This is a genomic window from Desulfuromonas sp., assembly GCF_002868845.1.
Classification (GTDB): Bacteria; Desulfobacterota; Desulfuromonadia; order Desulfuromonadales; family BM501; genus BM501.
In genome coordinates this window covers 75,422-90,115 of record NZ_PKUB01000009.1, presented here as the reverse complement: position 1 = coordinate 90,115, position 14,694 = coordinate 75,422, and the positions used below count along the sequence as shown (strand labels likewise).

The window sequence follows — 14,694 nt, the reverse complement described above, 5'->3', positions numbered from 1 at the left end:
AAAAAAAGGAAATTTCCAAAAGGCCCGAGGCGGGGTGGCGTCTTGCAGCGGTGGCCCTGCTGGTGCTGGGGGTGACCGCTCTGCACTACCTGACGACCACCCAGCGGGTCGAATACCATGACATCTTCCGCCGGCTCTACTATGTGCCCATCGTCCTGGGAGGCCTCTGGTTCACCCTGCGGGGCGGGCTGGCCACGTCGGTCGTCGTCTCCGCTCTCTACGCACCCCACGTCATCTTCCAGTGGGGTCACCATCCGGGCATCGCCCTGGAGCAGTACCTGGAGATCGTCCTCTACAACGTCATCGGTTTTCTGACAGGCTTTCTCGCCGAGCGGGAGCGGATTCAGACCGTTCGCGCCCGGCGCGCCGCCCAGAAGCTGGAGCGCAGCTACGCCAAGCTTCGGAATCAGGCCGACCAGATTCTGGAGGTGGAGGCTCAGCTGCGGCGGGCCGACCGGCTTTCGGCCCTGGGGGAGCTGGCCGCTGGGATGGCCCATGAAATCCGCAACCCCCTGGGGTCGATCCGTGGCACGGCGGAGATCCTTCAGGAGGGGGTCGATCCGCAGGACCGGCGATACGAGTTCGGCCGCATCCTTCTCAAGGAGGTCGACCGGCTGAACAAGGTGGTCCAGAATTTCCTCGATTTTGCCCGGCCGTCCGAGCCCGAGCGGGAGCGTGTCGACGTCAACGAGACACTCCGGGACGTATTCGCCCTGACCCGCCAACCGGCAGCCAGGGACGGCATCGAGGTGATCTTCGAGGCCGGGGACGTCGCCTCCGCAACGGGAAGCGCCAAGCAGCTTCAGCAGGCGTTTCTCAACCTGGTCCTCAACGCCCTGCAGGCCATGCCCCGAGGAGGGCGGCTGAAGGTGACCACCGCGCAGGCGGCGGGGGAGGTCCGGATCGTTTTTGCCGACACCGGCCACGGGATCTCCGGGGAGGACCAGGACAAGGTCTTCAATCCCTTTTTTACGACTCGCCAGGAGGGCACGGGGCTCGGCCTGGCCATCACTCACCGCATCGTCCAGGGCCACGGCGGGCGAATCGAGGTGAAAAGCCGCCCGGGAGAGGGGACGGATTTTACAATGATCCTGCCCTGCGCGGGTTCCGGCGGCGGCATCCGGGCTTGAGTAGAAAGTGTTGCGGCTGCCATCGTGAAGGAGTTTTAGGTGTCCCGTAGAGCGGTTCTGGTCATTGACGACGACGATTCTCTTCGCAGGGTGATTGAATTCACCCTGGAGGAGGCCGGACACGCCGTGCTCACGGCTGCGGACGGTGAGACCGGTCTGCGCCTGTTCGAAGAGAACCGCCCGGCCGTGGTCCTCACCGATATCCAGATGCCGGGACTCTCCGGCTACGAGGTTCTTGAGAGGATCAAGGCCGACCGCCCCGATACGGTGGTTGTGGTGATTACCGCCTTCGGCACCGTTGAGCAGGCGGTCGAGGCGATGAAAAAAGGGGCATTCGACTACCTGACCAAGCCCTTCGGTCGGGAGGAACTGCGCCTCGTCGTGGAGAAGGCCTTTGCCGTCTGCGGACTGCGCGAGTAGAACGCCCGGTTGCGCGAGGAGCTGGCCGAACGGGTCGATTTCTCCCACATCGTCGGCATCTCCGACGCCATGCGGGAGGTTTTCGACGTCGTCCGGCGGGTGGCCGCCAGCGAGGCGACGGTCCTGGTCACAGGGGAAAGCGGGACCGGCAAGGAACTCATCGCCCGTGCCATTCACAACGGCAGCGAACGCAGGGAAGGGCCCTTCGTCGCGGTCAACTGCGCCGCCATCCCGGCAGACCTCCTCGAGAGCGAACTCTTCGGCCACCGCCGGGGCGCCTTTACAGGTGCCGTTCATGACCGCCAGGGAAAGATCGCCCGGGCCGAGGGCGGAACCCTTTTCCTCGACGAGGTGGGGGAGCTTCCTCTGGAGCTTCAGCCCAAACTGCTGCGGGCCCTTCAGGAAAGGGAGATCGAGCCCGTAGGAGGCAACCCCCAGAGGGTCGACGTGCGGGTGGTCGCCGCCACCAATCGCGACGTGGAGAGCGCCCTGGCCGAAGGCCGCTTTCGCGAGGACCTCTATTACCGGCTGGCGGTCATTCCCGTCGAACTGCCCCCCCTGCGCCAGCGGCGCGAAGACATTCCCCTCCTGATGAGGCACTTTCTCGATAAGCACGCCGACGGGGCGACCATCAGCATCTCCGATGCCGCTCAGGAGTCCCTGGTCGCTTACGACTGGCCGGGCAATGTGCGGGAGTTGGAGAACGCCGTGGAACGGATGGTGCTCCTGCGCAGGGGAGAGACCATTGCCGAGTCGGATCTGCCGGCCAAGGTCCGCGGCGAAGGGAGCCGGACCGGCGGCGGGGTGCTTCGTCTGCCGGCCGAGGGATACCCTCTTGAAGACTTGGAGAAGGAGGCGGTGACCGAGGCCCTGCGTCGAAACGGCTGGAACCAGACCAAGGCCGCCGTTTTTCTTCGCGTGCCGAGACACACCCTGATCTACCGCATGGAAAAGTACGGAATCAAGAAGAAGCCGGACGCAAAGAGCATGGAGGAGGGCGGTGAAAAGGACGCGGACGTTTAGTGCGGGAAGGTTTTTGTGGTCGGTCGTTGCGGTTTTCACGATCGCGGCCGCCTGGGTGGAGCCCGCGGCCGCCGCCGGGCGGCGAACCCCCGTGGTGGAGGCCGTGGAGAAGGCCGGACCCGCAGTGGTCAACATTCGTACCGAGCAGACGGTCAAACGGAGCTCCTCGCCCTTGTTCGGCTTTGCCGACCCGTTCTTCGAAGAATTTTTCCGGGGCCTGGCGCCCCCGAAGGTCTACAAGACCGAGTCTCTCGGCAGCGGGGTGATCATCGACGGGGCCGGGCACATCCTGACCAATGCCCATGTCATCGAAAAGGCCTCGCACATCTATGTCGCTCAACCCGGCGGTGAAAAGGAACTGGAGGCCCGGCTCATCGGCAGGGACGAACTCCTCGACCTTGCGGTTCTTCAGGTCGAGGGGGGAAGGGACCTCCCTTACCTGCCTCCGGCCCGTTCCGACGACCTGATGGTCGGAGAGACGGTCATCGCCATCGGCAACCCTCTCGGGCTCGGGCATTCCATTACTACCGGGGTGGTGAGCGCCAGGGACCGGCGCATACCGACCGGGGAAGGAAATTTCTCGGTCTTCATCCAGACCGATGCGCTGATCAACCCGGGCAACTCGGGGGGACCCCTGATCAATATCGAGGGCGAACTGATCGGAATCAACACGGCCATCGCCCGGCAGGCACAGGGGATCGGCTTCGCCATCCCCATCGACACCGCCAAACGGGTGGTGGATGATCTTATTGCCTACGGAGGAGTGCGTCAGGCCTTTCTCGGGGTGGTCCCGGGACCGGTCGGAAAGGCTTTCGCCAGGGCCCAGGGGCGGGCGGGAGTGCTGGTCAACCGGGTCGAGCCGGGTTCGCCGGCGGCAACCGCCGGTCTGGAAGTCGCCGACGTCATCGTCGCCATCGACGGCAACCCGGTCGGTTCCCCCGAGGAATTTCGCGCCCTGCTTCGCACCTATACTCCCGGTGATCGGCTGCAGGTCAACCTGCTGAGGGGGACAAGGGAAACCGAGGCGATCGTCCGACTGTCCAGCGTGCCGGACGGGTACGGTTTGAGTTACGGGGAGCGGGTGTTCGGCCTCGTCGTTCGAGGCGGCCGAGAGGGCGTGGTCGTCAGCCGGGTGGTGCCCGGGTCTGGGGCCGACGCCGTCGGTATCCTTCGGGGCGACCTGGTCGCGGAGGTGGCCGGAGAGCGGCTGGCTGCAGTGGAGGATTTCGACCGCCTGGTGGCGAAGAATGCCGGGCGGGAGCCCCTGGAATTTCTTATCGTCCGAGGAAGCCGGGGATATTACGTAAAACTGCCCTGAGAAGGAGGAAGAGGACATGTCGAGGCTGTTGGTGGACGGGGATGCGCTGCGCAGGGAGGGCGAGTCCCAGTTCGAGATGGAGGCCTGGGTCGATTCCGCCCCGTTCGAGGTCCTGCTGGGGATGACCATCGAGGAGGCGAGAGAGGGCCGGGCGGTCCTGACCATGCCCTTTCGGGTGAAGCTGGCCATGGGGGGCGGCTACATGCACGGCGGGGCCCTGACGGCGCTGGCCGACACGGCGGTGGCCATGGCCATCAAAAGCCTGCTTCCGGCAGGGACGGTTTTCGCCACGATCGAACTGACGAGCCGCTTTCTCGCACCGGTGAAGGAGGGGACGGTCACCGCGACGGCTTCGGTCACCGGTCCCGAGGAGCGCACTTTTCGGGGAGAAGCCGTCTTGGCCGATGAGGGCGGCCGCGAGGTCCTTCGGTTCACGGCTCTCTTCAAGGTCGCCCGCGGCCAGGGGATCGGCGAGTGAAGCGGCGGGATTTCTAGCGGCACCTGGAACGGACCATCGCCGCTATCCCTCCCGAGTTCCTGGCGCAGATCGAGAACCTTTCCTTTCAGGTGGAGGACTGGGCCGAACCGGCCACCCTCGAGGAGGTCGGCCTCGAAGATCCCCGGGACCTTCTCGGCTACTACAGCGGATGGCCGCTGTCCGAGCGGACCCACGACTACGGCAGTTGCCTTCCGGATGTCATCATCATCTTCCAGCTGGCGGTGGAAAACCACATGGAGGAGACGGGCGAGCCCCTGGCGCGGGTTCTGCGGGAGACCGTCGTGCACGAACTGGCCCACTACTTCGGCTTCTCTGAAGAGGAAATGGACGAGGTCGAACGTCATTGGGCCGAGCAAGGCAAATGACGGCTGGTCCTTGACTTTTTCCAGCCCACGGTTTAGAAAGAGCTTTAGAGTACAGCATTTCTGAAAGGATCTCTTCCATGCGTCGCACCCTGTTTCTCCTGGTCATACTCCTTCTTCTGGGCGGATCCCTCTACTGGGTCTTCGCCGCCGGTTCCAGGCCCAAGGAACAAGCCGCCCAGCCGGCTCAGAGCCAGGCGCTGGCGCCCGACTTTACCCTCAAGGACGTACAGGGCCAGGACGTCACTCTGTCCCAGTTTAGGGGCAAGGTCGTGATACTCAACTTCTGGGCCACCTGGTGCCCCCCCTGCAAGGCGGAAATGCCTTCCATGGACCGCCTCAACGAGATATTCGACGGACAGGATTTCGTCATGCTGGCGGTCAACGTGGAGGAGGGCGACGGCGGGCCGGTCAAGGCTTTTTTGAAGAGCAACCCGCACTCATTTACTGTTCTGCTCGACCCCGCCGCCAAGGCCCAGAACCTCTTCAAGGTCTACCGCTTTCCCGAGACCTTTATCATCGGCAAGGACGGAGCCGTGGTCGACAGGGTGATCGGCGCCATCGACTGGGCCGAACCGGAAACGGTCCGCTACATCCGGGCCCTGGTGGAGAAATAGCGGAATGGGGGCGGGCGGCGACATAACTTTCTGGATCGCCTTCTCGGCGGGTATCCTCTCATTCTTCTCGCCCTGCGTCCTGCCCCTGATCCCCTCGTACCTGACCTATATCACCGGCCTTTCCTTCGGCCAGCTCCAGGAGGCCCACCCCGGCGCCAAGGTGCGGCTCACCGTCCTCTTCCACTCTCTGGCCTTTATCGCCGGTTTCTCCGCGGTCTTCATCAGCCTTGGCGCCCTGGCAGGGATTGCATCCTCCAACTTCCAGGACCACATGCGGGAGGGGATGGTCTGGGTGCAGCGGGTCGGCGGCGTCCTGATCTTCCTCTTCGGCGTGCACATGAGCGGCCTCTTTCACTTCGGCGTTCTGCTCGGCGAAAAAAGGGTCCAGATTCACAGCAAGCCGAGCGGTTTTGTCGGTACTTTCCTGGTCGGCCTCGCCTTCGCCGCCGGCTGGACCCCCTGCATCGGACCGATCCTCGGGGCGATCCTCGCACTCGCCGCCGGAACCACCGGCAACGCCGCCAAGGGGGTGATGCTTCTCGCCGTCTACTCGGCCGGCCTGGGGGTTCCCTTTCTCGTCTCTGGCCTCCTCTTTCACAGTTTCCTCGCTTTTTTCAACCGCTTCCGCAAGTACATCCGCCTGATGGAGATCTTTACCGGCGTCCTTCTGATGGTCGTCGGGGTGATGCTCTTCTTTAACCTGTTCGGCAGGCTGTCCGGCTACCTCTACCAGTGGCTGCCGGTGACCGGTTAGGATCTCGAACGTCTTTTACGCCTTGACACGGAACCTCCCTCCTTGTTAATTTGAAATCCGATTTCAAAACCATGCCGACAACTCGAAACAAAAAGACCTTTCGGGACTTCCTGGCAGAGAAGGGGCTCAAGTCGACCCGGCAGCGGGAGATTATCCTCGACGAGTTCCTGCGCGCCTCATCGCACCTCTCCACCGAAGATCTCTACCTGCGGCTGCGCAAGAAGCATCCGAGCATCGGCTATGCGACCGTCTACCGGACCCTCAAGCTCTTCGCCGAGTGCGGGGTGGCCGACGAGTGTCACTTCAGCGACGGCCAGACCCGCTACGAGGCCAGCACCAGCGAAGAGCACCACGACCACTTGATCTGCACGGGCTGCGGTGCGATCCTCGAGTTCGAAGACCGCCGCATCGAGGAGTTGCAGGAGCAGGTGGCCAAAGAGCACGGGTTCCGGATCGCCAGCCATCGCCTCGAACTCTACGGTCTCTGTGCCCGTTGCTGCGCCGACTGAGGTCCAATCTCTTCTAATGGGTTAAAGATGAAAATGATAGTCAATCTTAGTTAGGGGGCTGCCGGGTGACCGATTCGAGCCAATCGTCCTCCGGGGCGCCCAAGATCATCCTGGTCGGCAATCCCAATGTCGGCAAGAGCGTGCTGTTCAACGCCCTGACCGGCGCCTACACCACCGTCTCCAATTACCCCGGCACCTCGGTGGAGGTGTCGCGGGGGCATTGCGATATTGCCGGTCGGCGCTACGAGGTTCTCGACACGCCGGGGATGTATTCCCTGCTGCCCATTACCGAAGAGGAACGGGTGGCCCGTGACATCCTCCTGCAGGAGACTGCCGGGGTGGTCCTCCACGTTGTCGACGCCCGCAATCTTGAGCGGATGCTCCCGGTGACGCTCCAGCTCGTCGAGGCGGGACTCCCCGTCGTTCTCGTGGTGAATGTCCTCGATGAGGCCGAGCAGCTCGGCATGGTCTTCGACTTGGACCTGCTGCAGGAGAAGCTGCAGATTCCGGTGATCGGCACCGCCATGGCGCGTCGCCGCGGTCTGAAAGAGCTGCGCGGACTCCTGGCCGCCTACAGCGTCGAGGGGCGTCCGGTCTTCGCCTACGCCTCAGATCTTGAGAGGGACATCGCCAAGGTGGCGGCCCTGCTGAAGGGCGATTATCCACTCGACCGCCGGGCCCTGACCCTGCTTTTGTTGCAGAAGGACGAGGGCGTGGGAGAGTTGGTTCGCCAGACCGAAGGGGAGGGCTACTCCCGGGTTGAGGAGGCGGTCAGGACGATTGCTTTTGAGCGCCGGGTCGATCTGCACCTGCGCATCAGCCTGGAGCGCAAGCGGGTCTGCAAGGTGCTTCTCGAGGGGGTCATTGCCCAGAGAGAGCGGGGCGGCCCGACCGTCGCCGAGCGTCTTTCCGCCTGGAGCATGAACCCCTGGACCGGGGTACCCCTGCTGCTGGCGGTGCTCTATTTCGGCCTGTACAAGTTCGTGGGCGGCTTTGGCGCCGGAACGGTCGTCGACTTTCTGGAGGGGAGCCTCTTTGAAGAGCACATCAACCCCTGGGTTATCGGCCTCGGGGAGCGGCACATCCCCTGGGAGTGGCTCAACGAGTTGCTCGTCGGAGAATACGGCATCTTCACCCTCGGCGTGCGCTACGCCGTGGCCATCGTGCTGCCGATCGTCGGCACCTTCTTCATTGCCTTCTCAGTCATCGAGGACACCGGGTACTTCCCGAGGCTGGCCATGCTCGTCGATCGAGTCTTCAAGAGAATCGGCCTCAACGGCCGGGCGGTCATCCCCATCGTCCTCGGCTTCGGCTGCGACACCATGGCCACCATGGTGACCCGGACCCTCGAAACTGTGCGGGAGCGGATCATCGCCACCGTGCTGCTGGCCCTGGCCATCCCGTGCAGCGCCCAGCTCGGAGTGATCCTCGGTCTGCTCGCGGCGACCCCCGGGGCGTTGGCGGTCTGGACCGCCTGCATGACCCTCGTCTTCCTGATCATCGGTTTTCTCGCGGCGCGCCTCGTCTCCGGCGAGCGTCCCATGTTCTACATGGAGATCCCGCCCCTGCGCCTGCCCCAGTCGCGCAACGTGCTGGTCAAGACCCTGACCCGCATGCAGTGGTACTTCCTCGAGATATTCCCCCTGTTCATCATCGCCTCGGTCCTGCTCTGGGCCGGGAAGATGACCGGCGCCCTGGCTTGGCTGGTCGGCGTGATGGAGCCGGCGATGTCCGCTCTCGGCCTGCCGGTCGAGGTCGCCGCGGCCTTCATATTCGGCTTCTTCCGCCGGGACTTCGGCGCCGCCGGGCTCTACGACCTGCAGACCGCGGGCCTGCTCAGTCCGGTCCAGCTCACCGTGGCGGCTGTGACCCTGACCCTCTTCGTCCCCTGCGTGGCCCAGTTTCTGGTGATGAAGAAGGAGCGGGGCTGGAGAGTCTCCCTCGGGATCTTCGTCTTCGTCACGGCCCTGGCCTTCGGCACAGGCTGGCTGCTCAACCGCATCCTGCTCTTCACCGGGGTGTTGTCGTGAGGTGCGGCTACTGCAACAAGGAGATCCCCGAGGATGCGATGGAGAATCAGGAGAGTTGCGGCAGCTGCCCCGGTGGGTGCCGCAAGGTCCACTGCCCCCATTGCGGTTATCAGAACCCGGCCCCGCCGAAATTGCTGCGGCGCCTGTTGAAAAAGAACCAAGAATAATAGGAGGATCGACCCCATGAAACTGTCCGAAAAGGCCGAGGAGATACTCGAGGCGCTATGGATCGCCACCGAGGAACAGGGGGATAATGCCGCCCTGCTGGAGACCCTTGGGGTCGGCCCCGGGGACGACGCCCTGCTCGAGCTCGACCGTCTGGCTTATCTCGAGATCAAGGGGGAGAGGGTCTACCTGCGAGAGGAGGGACGGCCTGCGGCCCGCATGACCGTGCGCCGCCACCGCCTCGCCGAGCGCCTGATGATGGACATCCTCGACATCAAGGGGGATACGGGCAATGCCAAGGCCTGCGAGTTCGAGCATCTGCTTTCTCAGGGCGTGGACACCAAGCTTTGCACCCTTCTCAATCACCCCACGACCTGCCCCCACGGCAAGCCGATCCCTTCCGGCGAGTGCTGCGACGCCGCACGGGTGCGCGGGGAGGTCGGGGTCGTTGCCCTCACCGAACTCAAGGCGGGGCAGAAGGGGGAGATCGCCTACCTCTCCACCGCCGACCCGAAAAAGATGCAGAAACTGATGAGCATGGGGGTGCTGCCCGGAAACACTCTTTCCCTCGGTCGAACTTTCCCGACCTACATTTTCAAGGTCGGGAATTCCGAATTTGCTGTCGATGAGGAACTGGCCCGGGAGATCTTTGTGCGCAAGGATTGAATAAGTCCGGAATCGGGGGGGAGTGATCGACCGATTGGGGAGCCGTTTGGCTCCCCTTTTCGTTTGCTGCAGAAAAGGGTGAGCCCCTGGGGTATAGGGGGACCCAGGGGCTCGGGGGGTAAAGAAATGAAGAAGGTGGAATCAGACTATCAGAAAAATTATATATGTCAATAGAAAAATTCTTGAATAGGAGGGCGCCGGCGGTATTGTCGCGCAGCAACCAGGGAGGAGATCTCCCACGGGTTCTCGCGGGTGTTTCCTGATCGTCCTGGAACCGTGTTCCGATCTCCTTTTTCTGTGCCTTGCGACGCCTCTTCCTCCGCTTGACATCCCCTCCCGGTTTCATTACCCTACGGTCGGTTTTGCCATCCTTCGCGAAAGGTCTGTCATGCGCGTTACCGCCGTTATTCCCGCCCGCTACGCCTCTACCCGATTCCCCGGCAAGCCCCTGGCCGACATTCTCGGCAAGCCGATGGTACAGTGGGCCTATGAACGCACCGCCCGCTCCGCCACCGTCGACCGGGTCATCGTCGCCACAGACGACGAGCGGATCGCCTCTGCGGTGAAGGGGTTCGGCGGGGATGTGCAGATGACCCGTGCGGACCATCCCACCGGGACCGATCGTCTAGCCGAGGTGGCTGATCGCCTGGACACCGACCTCGTGGTGAACGTGCAAGGGGATGAACCCCTTGTCGATCCGCGCATGATCGACCTTGCGGTGGAGCCTCTGCTTCGCGACCCGGCAATCCCCATGGGAACCCTGAAGACCCCTCTCGCTTCGGTCGAGGAGTACCGCAACCCCAACGTGGTCAAGGTCGTCACCGATCTGCACGGCTTCGCCCTCTATTTCTCCCGGGCGCCGATCCCCCATCCACGCGATTTCGAGGGCGACCTGCAGGAGCACCTGTGCCGGGTTCGGCCCTGCAAGCATATCGGGCTTTACGTCTACCGCCGTGACTTCCTGCTTGCCTACCCGGCACTGCCCGCCACTCCTTTGGAGGAGTTGGAGAAACTCGAGCAACTGCGGGCCCTGGAGCATGGGCACCGGATCCGCGTGGTGGAGACGGATCTGACCTCTCAGGGGGTGGATACCCCCGAGGACCTGGAGGCCGTTCGAAAGTTGGCGGCCGGTTCCATGGGGGCCCGATAGGGGGCCTGAGGGGGTTTCCTTTTGGAACGCTTCCGTGTAAGATTGCGCCTTTAGTTTTTAGCAATTGTCCAGTTCGCACAAGGAGTCTCGATGAAGACCAAGTTTCTGTTTGTCACCGGCGGGGTGGTCTCTTCCCTGGGGAAGGGTCTGGCGGCGGCTTCTATCGGCGCGTTGATGGAGGCCCGCGGGCTTCGGGTCTCGATGCAGAAGATGGATCCCTATATCAACGTGGACCCGGGGACCATGAGCCCGTTTCAGCACGGTGAGGTCTTTGTCACCGACGACGGCGCCGAGACCGATCTCGACCTCGGGCACTACGAGCGCTTCACCACTGCGCTTCTTTCGCGCAAGTCCAACTTTACCACCGGGCAGGTCTACGACTCGGTGATTCGCAAGGAACGCCGGGGCGACTACCTCGGGGGCACTGTTCAGGTCATCCCGCACATTACCAACGAGATCAAGAGCAAGATCCTGGAGAATGCCAAGGATGTCGACCTGGCCATCGTCGAGGTCGGCGGCACCGTCGGTGATATCGAATCGCTTCCCTTCATGGAGGCGATCCGCCAGTTTCGCACCGACCGCGGCCACGAGAACGTCCTATACATCCACCTGACCCTCGTTCCCTACATCCCCACCGCCGGGGAGTTGAAGACCAAGCCGACCCAGCACAGCGTCAAGGAGTTGCGTGAGATCGGCATCCAGCCCGACATCCTGCTGTGTCGCTGCGACCGGGAAATCCCGCGCGACATGAAGGCCAAGATCGCCCTGTTCTGCAATGTCAGGGAGGAGGCGGTGGTCACTGCCCGCGATGTAGCCTCCATCTACGAGGTGCCGATCGTCTACAGCGAGCAGGGGCTGGACGAGCGGCTCGTCGACTATCTGAACATCTGGACCAAGGCTCCCGACCTCTCCGCTTGGGAGCGGATCGGCAAGCGCGTCAAGGAGCCGGGCGGGGAGACCACCATTGCCATCGTCGGCAAGTACGTGGAGCTGACCGAGAGCTACAAGTCCCTCTCCGAGGCCCTGACCCACGGCGGGATCGCCAACGATTGCCGGGTCAACCTCAAGTACGTCGATTCGGAGAGCCTCGAGCGCCATGGCGTCAACGGCACCTTCGACGGCGTGGACGGCATCCTGGTGCCGGGCGGTTTCGGGGAGCGGGGCAGCGAGGGGAAGGTCGCCGCCATTCGCTACGCCCGGGAGAACAAGGTGCCCTTCTTCGGCATCTGCCTGGGGATGCAGATGGCGGTGGTGGAGTTCGCCCGCAACGTCTGCGGCATCGAAGAGGCCTATTAGGCCGAGTTCCGCGAGGACGCAAAGAATCCGGTCATCCACATCATGGAAGGCCAGAAGGGGGTGACCCGCAAGGGCGGCACCATGCGGCTCGGGGCCTACCCCTGCACCCTTCAGGAGAAGACCCTCGCACGGCGCCTCTACGGCAAGCAGGACATCAGCGAGCGCCACCGCCACCGCTACGAGTTCAACAACGGCTACCGGGAAACGCTGCAGGAGACGGGCCTGCTCCTCTCGGGGGTCAATCCCGAGGCCGACCTGGTTGAGATCGTCGAACTGGCCGACCACCCCTGGTTCCTGGGATGCCAGTTCCACACGGAATTCCGCTCCCGCCCCATGGCGCCGCACCCCTTGTTCGAGTCGTTTGTGGGTGCCTGCCTCAAGCAGCGGGGCAAGAAGTAGATGGTTCGCGAAATTACTGTCGGGAACGCCGTCTTCGGGGGTGACCGGCCCCTGGTTCTGATCGCCGGTCCCTGCGTCATCGAGGACGAATCGGTCACCCTGCGCATCGCCGAGTTCCTCAAGGCACTTGCCGCCGAGCTCGGCATCGGACTCGTATTCAAGGCCTCCTTCGACAAGGCCAACCGGACCTCGGTGACCTCCTTCAGGGGCCCGGGGCTGGCCGAGGGACTGCGCATCCTCTCCAGGGTCAAGGAAGAGCTTGACCTGCCCGTGGTCTAGGATATCCACGACATCTCCCAGGTGGCCCCGGCCGCCGAGGTGCTCGACATCCTCCAGATTCCCGCCTTTCTGTCCCGCCAGACCGACCTCCTCGTGGCCGCCGCCAAGACCGGAAAGGTCGTTAACGTCAAGAAGGGTCAGTTCCTGGCCCCCTGGGACATGCAGAACGCCGTCGGCAAACTCGAAGCTGCAGGCACCGATCAGGTGCTGCTCACCGAGCGGGGGGCTTCCTTCGGATACAACAACCTGGTGACCGACATGCGTTCGCTGGTGATCATGCGCGAGACGGGGTGCCCGGTCATCTTCGATGCCACTCACTCGGTCCAGCTGCCCGGCGGGTCGGGCGGCTCCTCGGGTGGGCAGCGCCAGTACGTCGGGGCACTTTCCAGGGCTGCGGCGGCCGTCGGCATCGACGGATTGTTCTGGGAGGTCCATGAGGACCCGGAGCAGGCCCTCTGCGATGGCCCCAACTCCCTTTATCTGAGCGATGTTCGCGGTATGCTGGAGGAGATCCTCGCCATCGACGCCATTGTCAAAAAAGGAACAGTCCGCCCCTGAAGGCCAGGGCAGGCAGAGGTTTTTCATGATAGATATTGCAAAAAAGGTCCTTCAGGTCGAGGCCGATGCGGTTCTGGCCCTGGTCGATCGCCTCGACGGCGCGTTCACCCGGGCCGTTGAAATGATCCTGGCCTGCCAGGGGCGGGTGGTCATCACCGGCATGGGCAAGTCGGGCCTGATCTGCCAGAAGGTCGCCGCAACCATGGCCTCCACCGGGACCCCGGCCCTTTTCCTGCATCCGGCCGAAGGGATTCACGGCGACCTTGGGATGCTCATGAAGGGAGACGTGGTCGTGGCGGTCTCCAATTCCGGAGAAACCGAAGAGATTTCCCGGATCCTTCCCGTCATCAAGCGCATGGGGCTGCCGCTGATCGCCATGAGCGGCAATTCCCAGAGCGTTCTGGCGCGGGCCGGGGACGTCTTCCTCGACATCTCGGTCAAGGAGGAGGCCTGCCCCTTGAACCTGGCTCCCACCGCGAGCACCACCGCCACCCTCGCCATGGGTGACGCCCTGGCCGTGGCCCTTCTTGTCCAGCGTGGTTTTCAGGAGGAGGATTTCGCTCTGTTTCACCCCGGGGGAGCCCTCGGCAAACGCCTCCTGCTGCGGGTCGAAGACCTGATGCACGGCGGCGAGGATATCCCCATGGTCGAGGAGACGACCCCCCTCAAGGAGGCCCTGTTCGAAATCACCAGCAAGAAACTCGGCATCACCGGGGTGGGAGACGGCAACGTCGGGTTGGTCGGCGTCTTTACCGACGGCGACCTGCGGCGCTCCATGGAGGGGGGACTTGACCATCTCGACCGGCCCATCGCCGAGGTGATGAGCCGTCACCCCAAGCGCATTCTCCGCACCAACCTGGCGGCCAAGGCTCTGCAGAAGATGGAGGAGCATTCGATCACCTCCCTGTTCGTCTTCGAGAGCGATACGGCGCGGACCCCCGTGGGGATCATCCATCTCCACGACCTGCTCAAGGCGGGGGTGGTCTGATGGAGGCGCGCTTGCGGAAAATCCGCCTCCTGCTCCTCGACGTGGACGGGGTGATGACCGACGGGCGGATCGTCTACGACGGCAACGGGGTCGAGTCGAAGGCCTTCGACGTCAAGGACGGTCATGGTCTGAAATTGCTGCAGCGAGCCGGGGTCCGGGTCGGAATCATCACCGGGCGCAGCTCGGAGGTGGTCGCCCTGCGGGCCGCCGAACTCGGTATCGACATCCTGTACCAGGGGGCCAAGGACAAGTTGGTGCCGTATCGCCAGATCCTTCAGGACCTGGGCCTTCATGACGAGCAGGTGGCCTATGTGGGAGACGATCTGGTGGACTTGCCGATCCTGAACCGGGTCGGTTTTTCCGCCACGGTGGCCGACGGGGTCGAGGAACTCAAGCCCCTTGTCCACCATGTCGCTTCCCGGCCCGGCGGAAGGGGGGCGGTGCGGGAAATCTGCGATCTTCTGCTCAAGTCCTCCGGCCAGTGGCGGGCCGTCACCGATCGCTATTTCGGGGAGGGGTAGCCGGCGCATT

The 14,694-nt window shown here is 63.6% G+C and carries 12 protein-coding genes and 3 pseudogenes; all 15 read left to right on the top strand.

Annotation, left to right across the window (positions count from 1 at the left end):
• The first annotated feature begins 50 nt into the window (after positions 1–50).
• The 15 genes and pseudogenes from C0617_RS02600 to C0617_RS02525 all read left to right on the top strand — a co-directional run bounded on the left by C0617_RS02600 (position 51) and on the right by C0617_RS02525 (position 14,684).
• Positions 51–1,130, top strand: coding sequence for an ATP-binding protein (locus tag C0617_RS02600; protein WP_291315460.1), 1,080 nt, complete (start codon positions 51–53; stop codon positions 1,128–1,130).
• Between the two features lie 39 nt (positions 1,131–1,169).
• A pseudogene (locus C0617_RS02590) lies at positions 1,170–2,573 on the top strand (sigma-54 dependent transcriptional regulator).
• 13 nt (positions 2,574–2,586) lie between these two features.
• Positions 2,587–3,891, top strand: a complete 1,305-nt coding sequence (locus C0617_RS02585) for a trypsin-like peptidase domain-containing protein (protein ID WP_291315457.1) — start codon at positions 2,587–2,589, stop codon at positions 3,889–3,891.
• A gap of 16 nt (positions 3,892–3,907) precedes the next feature.
• A complete protein-coding gene (locus C0617_RS02580) occupies positions 3,908–4,369 on the top strand; it encodes a PaaI family thioesterase (protein WP_291315456.1) in 462 nt (153 codons plus the stop codon).
• Between the two features lie 23 nt (positions 4,370–4,392).
• Positions 4,393–4,755 (top strand): metallopeptidase family protein, encoded by a 363-nt coding sequence (locus tag C0617_RS02575; RefSeq protein ID WP_365888858.1) that lies wholly within the window; start codon positions 4,393–4,395, stop codon positions 4,753–4,755.
• 77 nt (positions 4,756–4,832) lie between these two features.
• A complete protein-coding gene (locus tag C0617_RS02570) occupies positions 4,833–5,369 on the top strand; it encodes a TlpA disulfide reductase family protein (protein ID WP_291315455.1) in 537 nt (178 codons plus the stop codon).
• 4 nt (positions 5,370–5,373) lie between these two features.
• Positions 5,374–6,123: a cytochrome c biogenesis protein CcdA gene (locus tag C0617_RS02565; RefSeq protein WP_291315454.1), complete on the top strand. Its 750-nt coding sequence runs from the start codon at positions 5,374–5,376 to the stop codon at positions 6,121–6,123.
• A 71-nt stretch (positions 6,124–6,194) separates the two neighbouring features.
• Positions 6,195–6,632: a transcriptional repressor gene (locus C0617_RS02560; protein ID WP_291315453.1), complete on the top strand. Its 438-nt coding sequence runs from the start codon at positions 6,195–6,197 to the stop codon at positions 6,630–6,632.
• A gap of 65 nt (positions 6,633–6,697) precedes the next feature.
• Entirely contained in the window at positions 6,698–8,662 is a 1,965-nt protein-coding gene (feoB, locus tag C0617_RS02555) for a ferrous iron transport protein B (RefSeq protein WP_291315452.1), read from the top strand.
• A gap of 183 nt (positions 8,663–8,845) precedes the next feature.
• A complete protein-coding gene (locus C0617_RS02550; RefSeq protein WP_291315451.1) occupies positions 8,846–9,493 on the top strand; it encodes a metal-dependent transcriptional regulator in 648 nt (215 codons plus the stop codon).
• A gap of 388 nt (positions 9,494–9,881) precedes the next feature.
• On the top strand, positions 9,882–10,643 hold the full coding sequence (gene kdsB, locus C0617_RS02545; protein WP_291315450.1) for a 3-deoxy-manno-octulosonate cytidylyltransferase: 762 nt from the start codon (positions 9,882–9,884) through the stop codon (positions 10,641–10,643).
• Positions 10,644–10,733: 90 nt separating this feature from the next.
• A pseudogene (locus C0617_RS02540) lies at positions 10,734–12,338 on the top strand (CTP synthase).
• Positions 12,339–13,175 (top strand): annotated as a pseudogene (gene kdsA / locus C0617_RS02535) (3-deoxy-8-phosphooctulonate synthase). It abuts the pseudogene before it with no gap.
• Positions 13,176–13,200: 25 nt separating this feature from the next.
• Entirely contained in the window at positions 13,201–14,163 is a 963-nt protein-coding gene (locus C0617_RS02530) for a KpsF/GutQ family sugar-phosphate isomerase (protein ID WP_291315449.1), read from the top strand.
• Positions 14,163–14,684 carry an HAD-IIIA family hydrolase gene (locus C0617_RS02525; protein WP_363324356.1) on the top strand — a complete coding sequence of 174 codons (522 nt, stop codon included), beginning with the start codon at positions 14,163–14,165 and terminating at the stop codon, positions 14,682–14,684. Before C0617_RS02530 ends, C0617_RS02525 begins: the two co-directional genes overlap by 1 nt.
• Positions 14,685–14,694 lie beyond the last annotated feature (10 nt).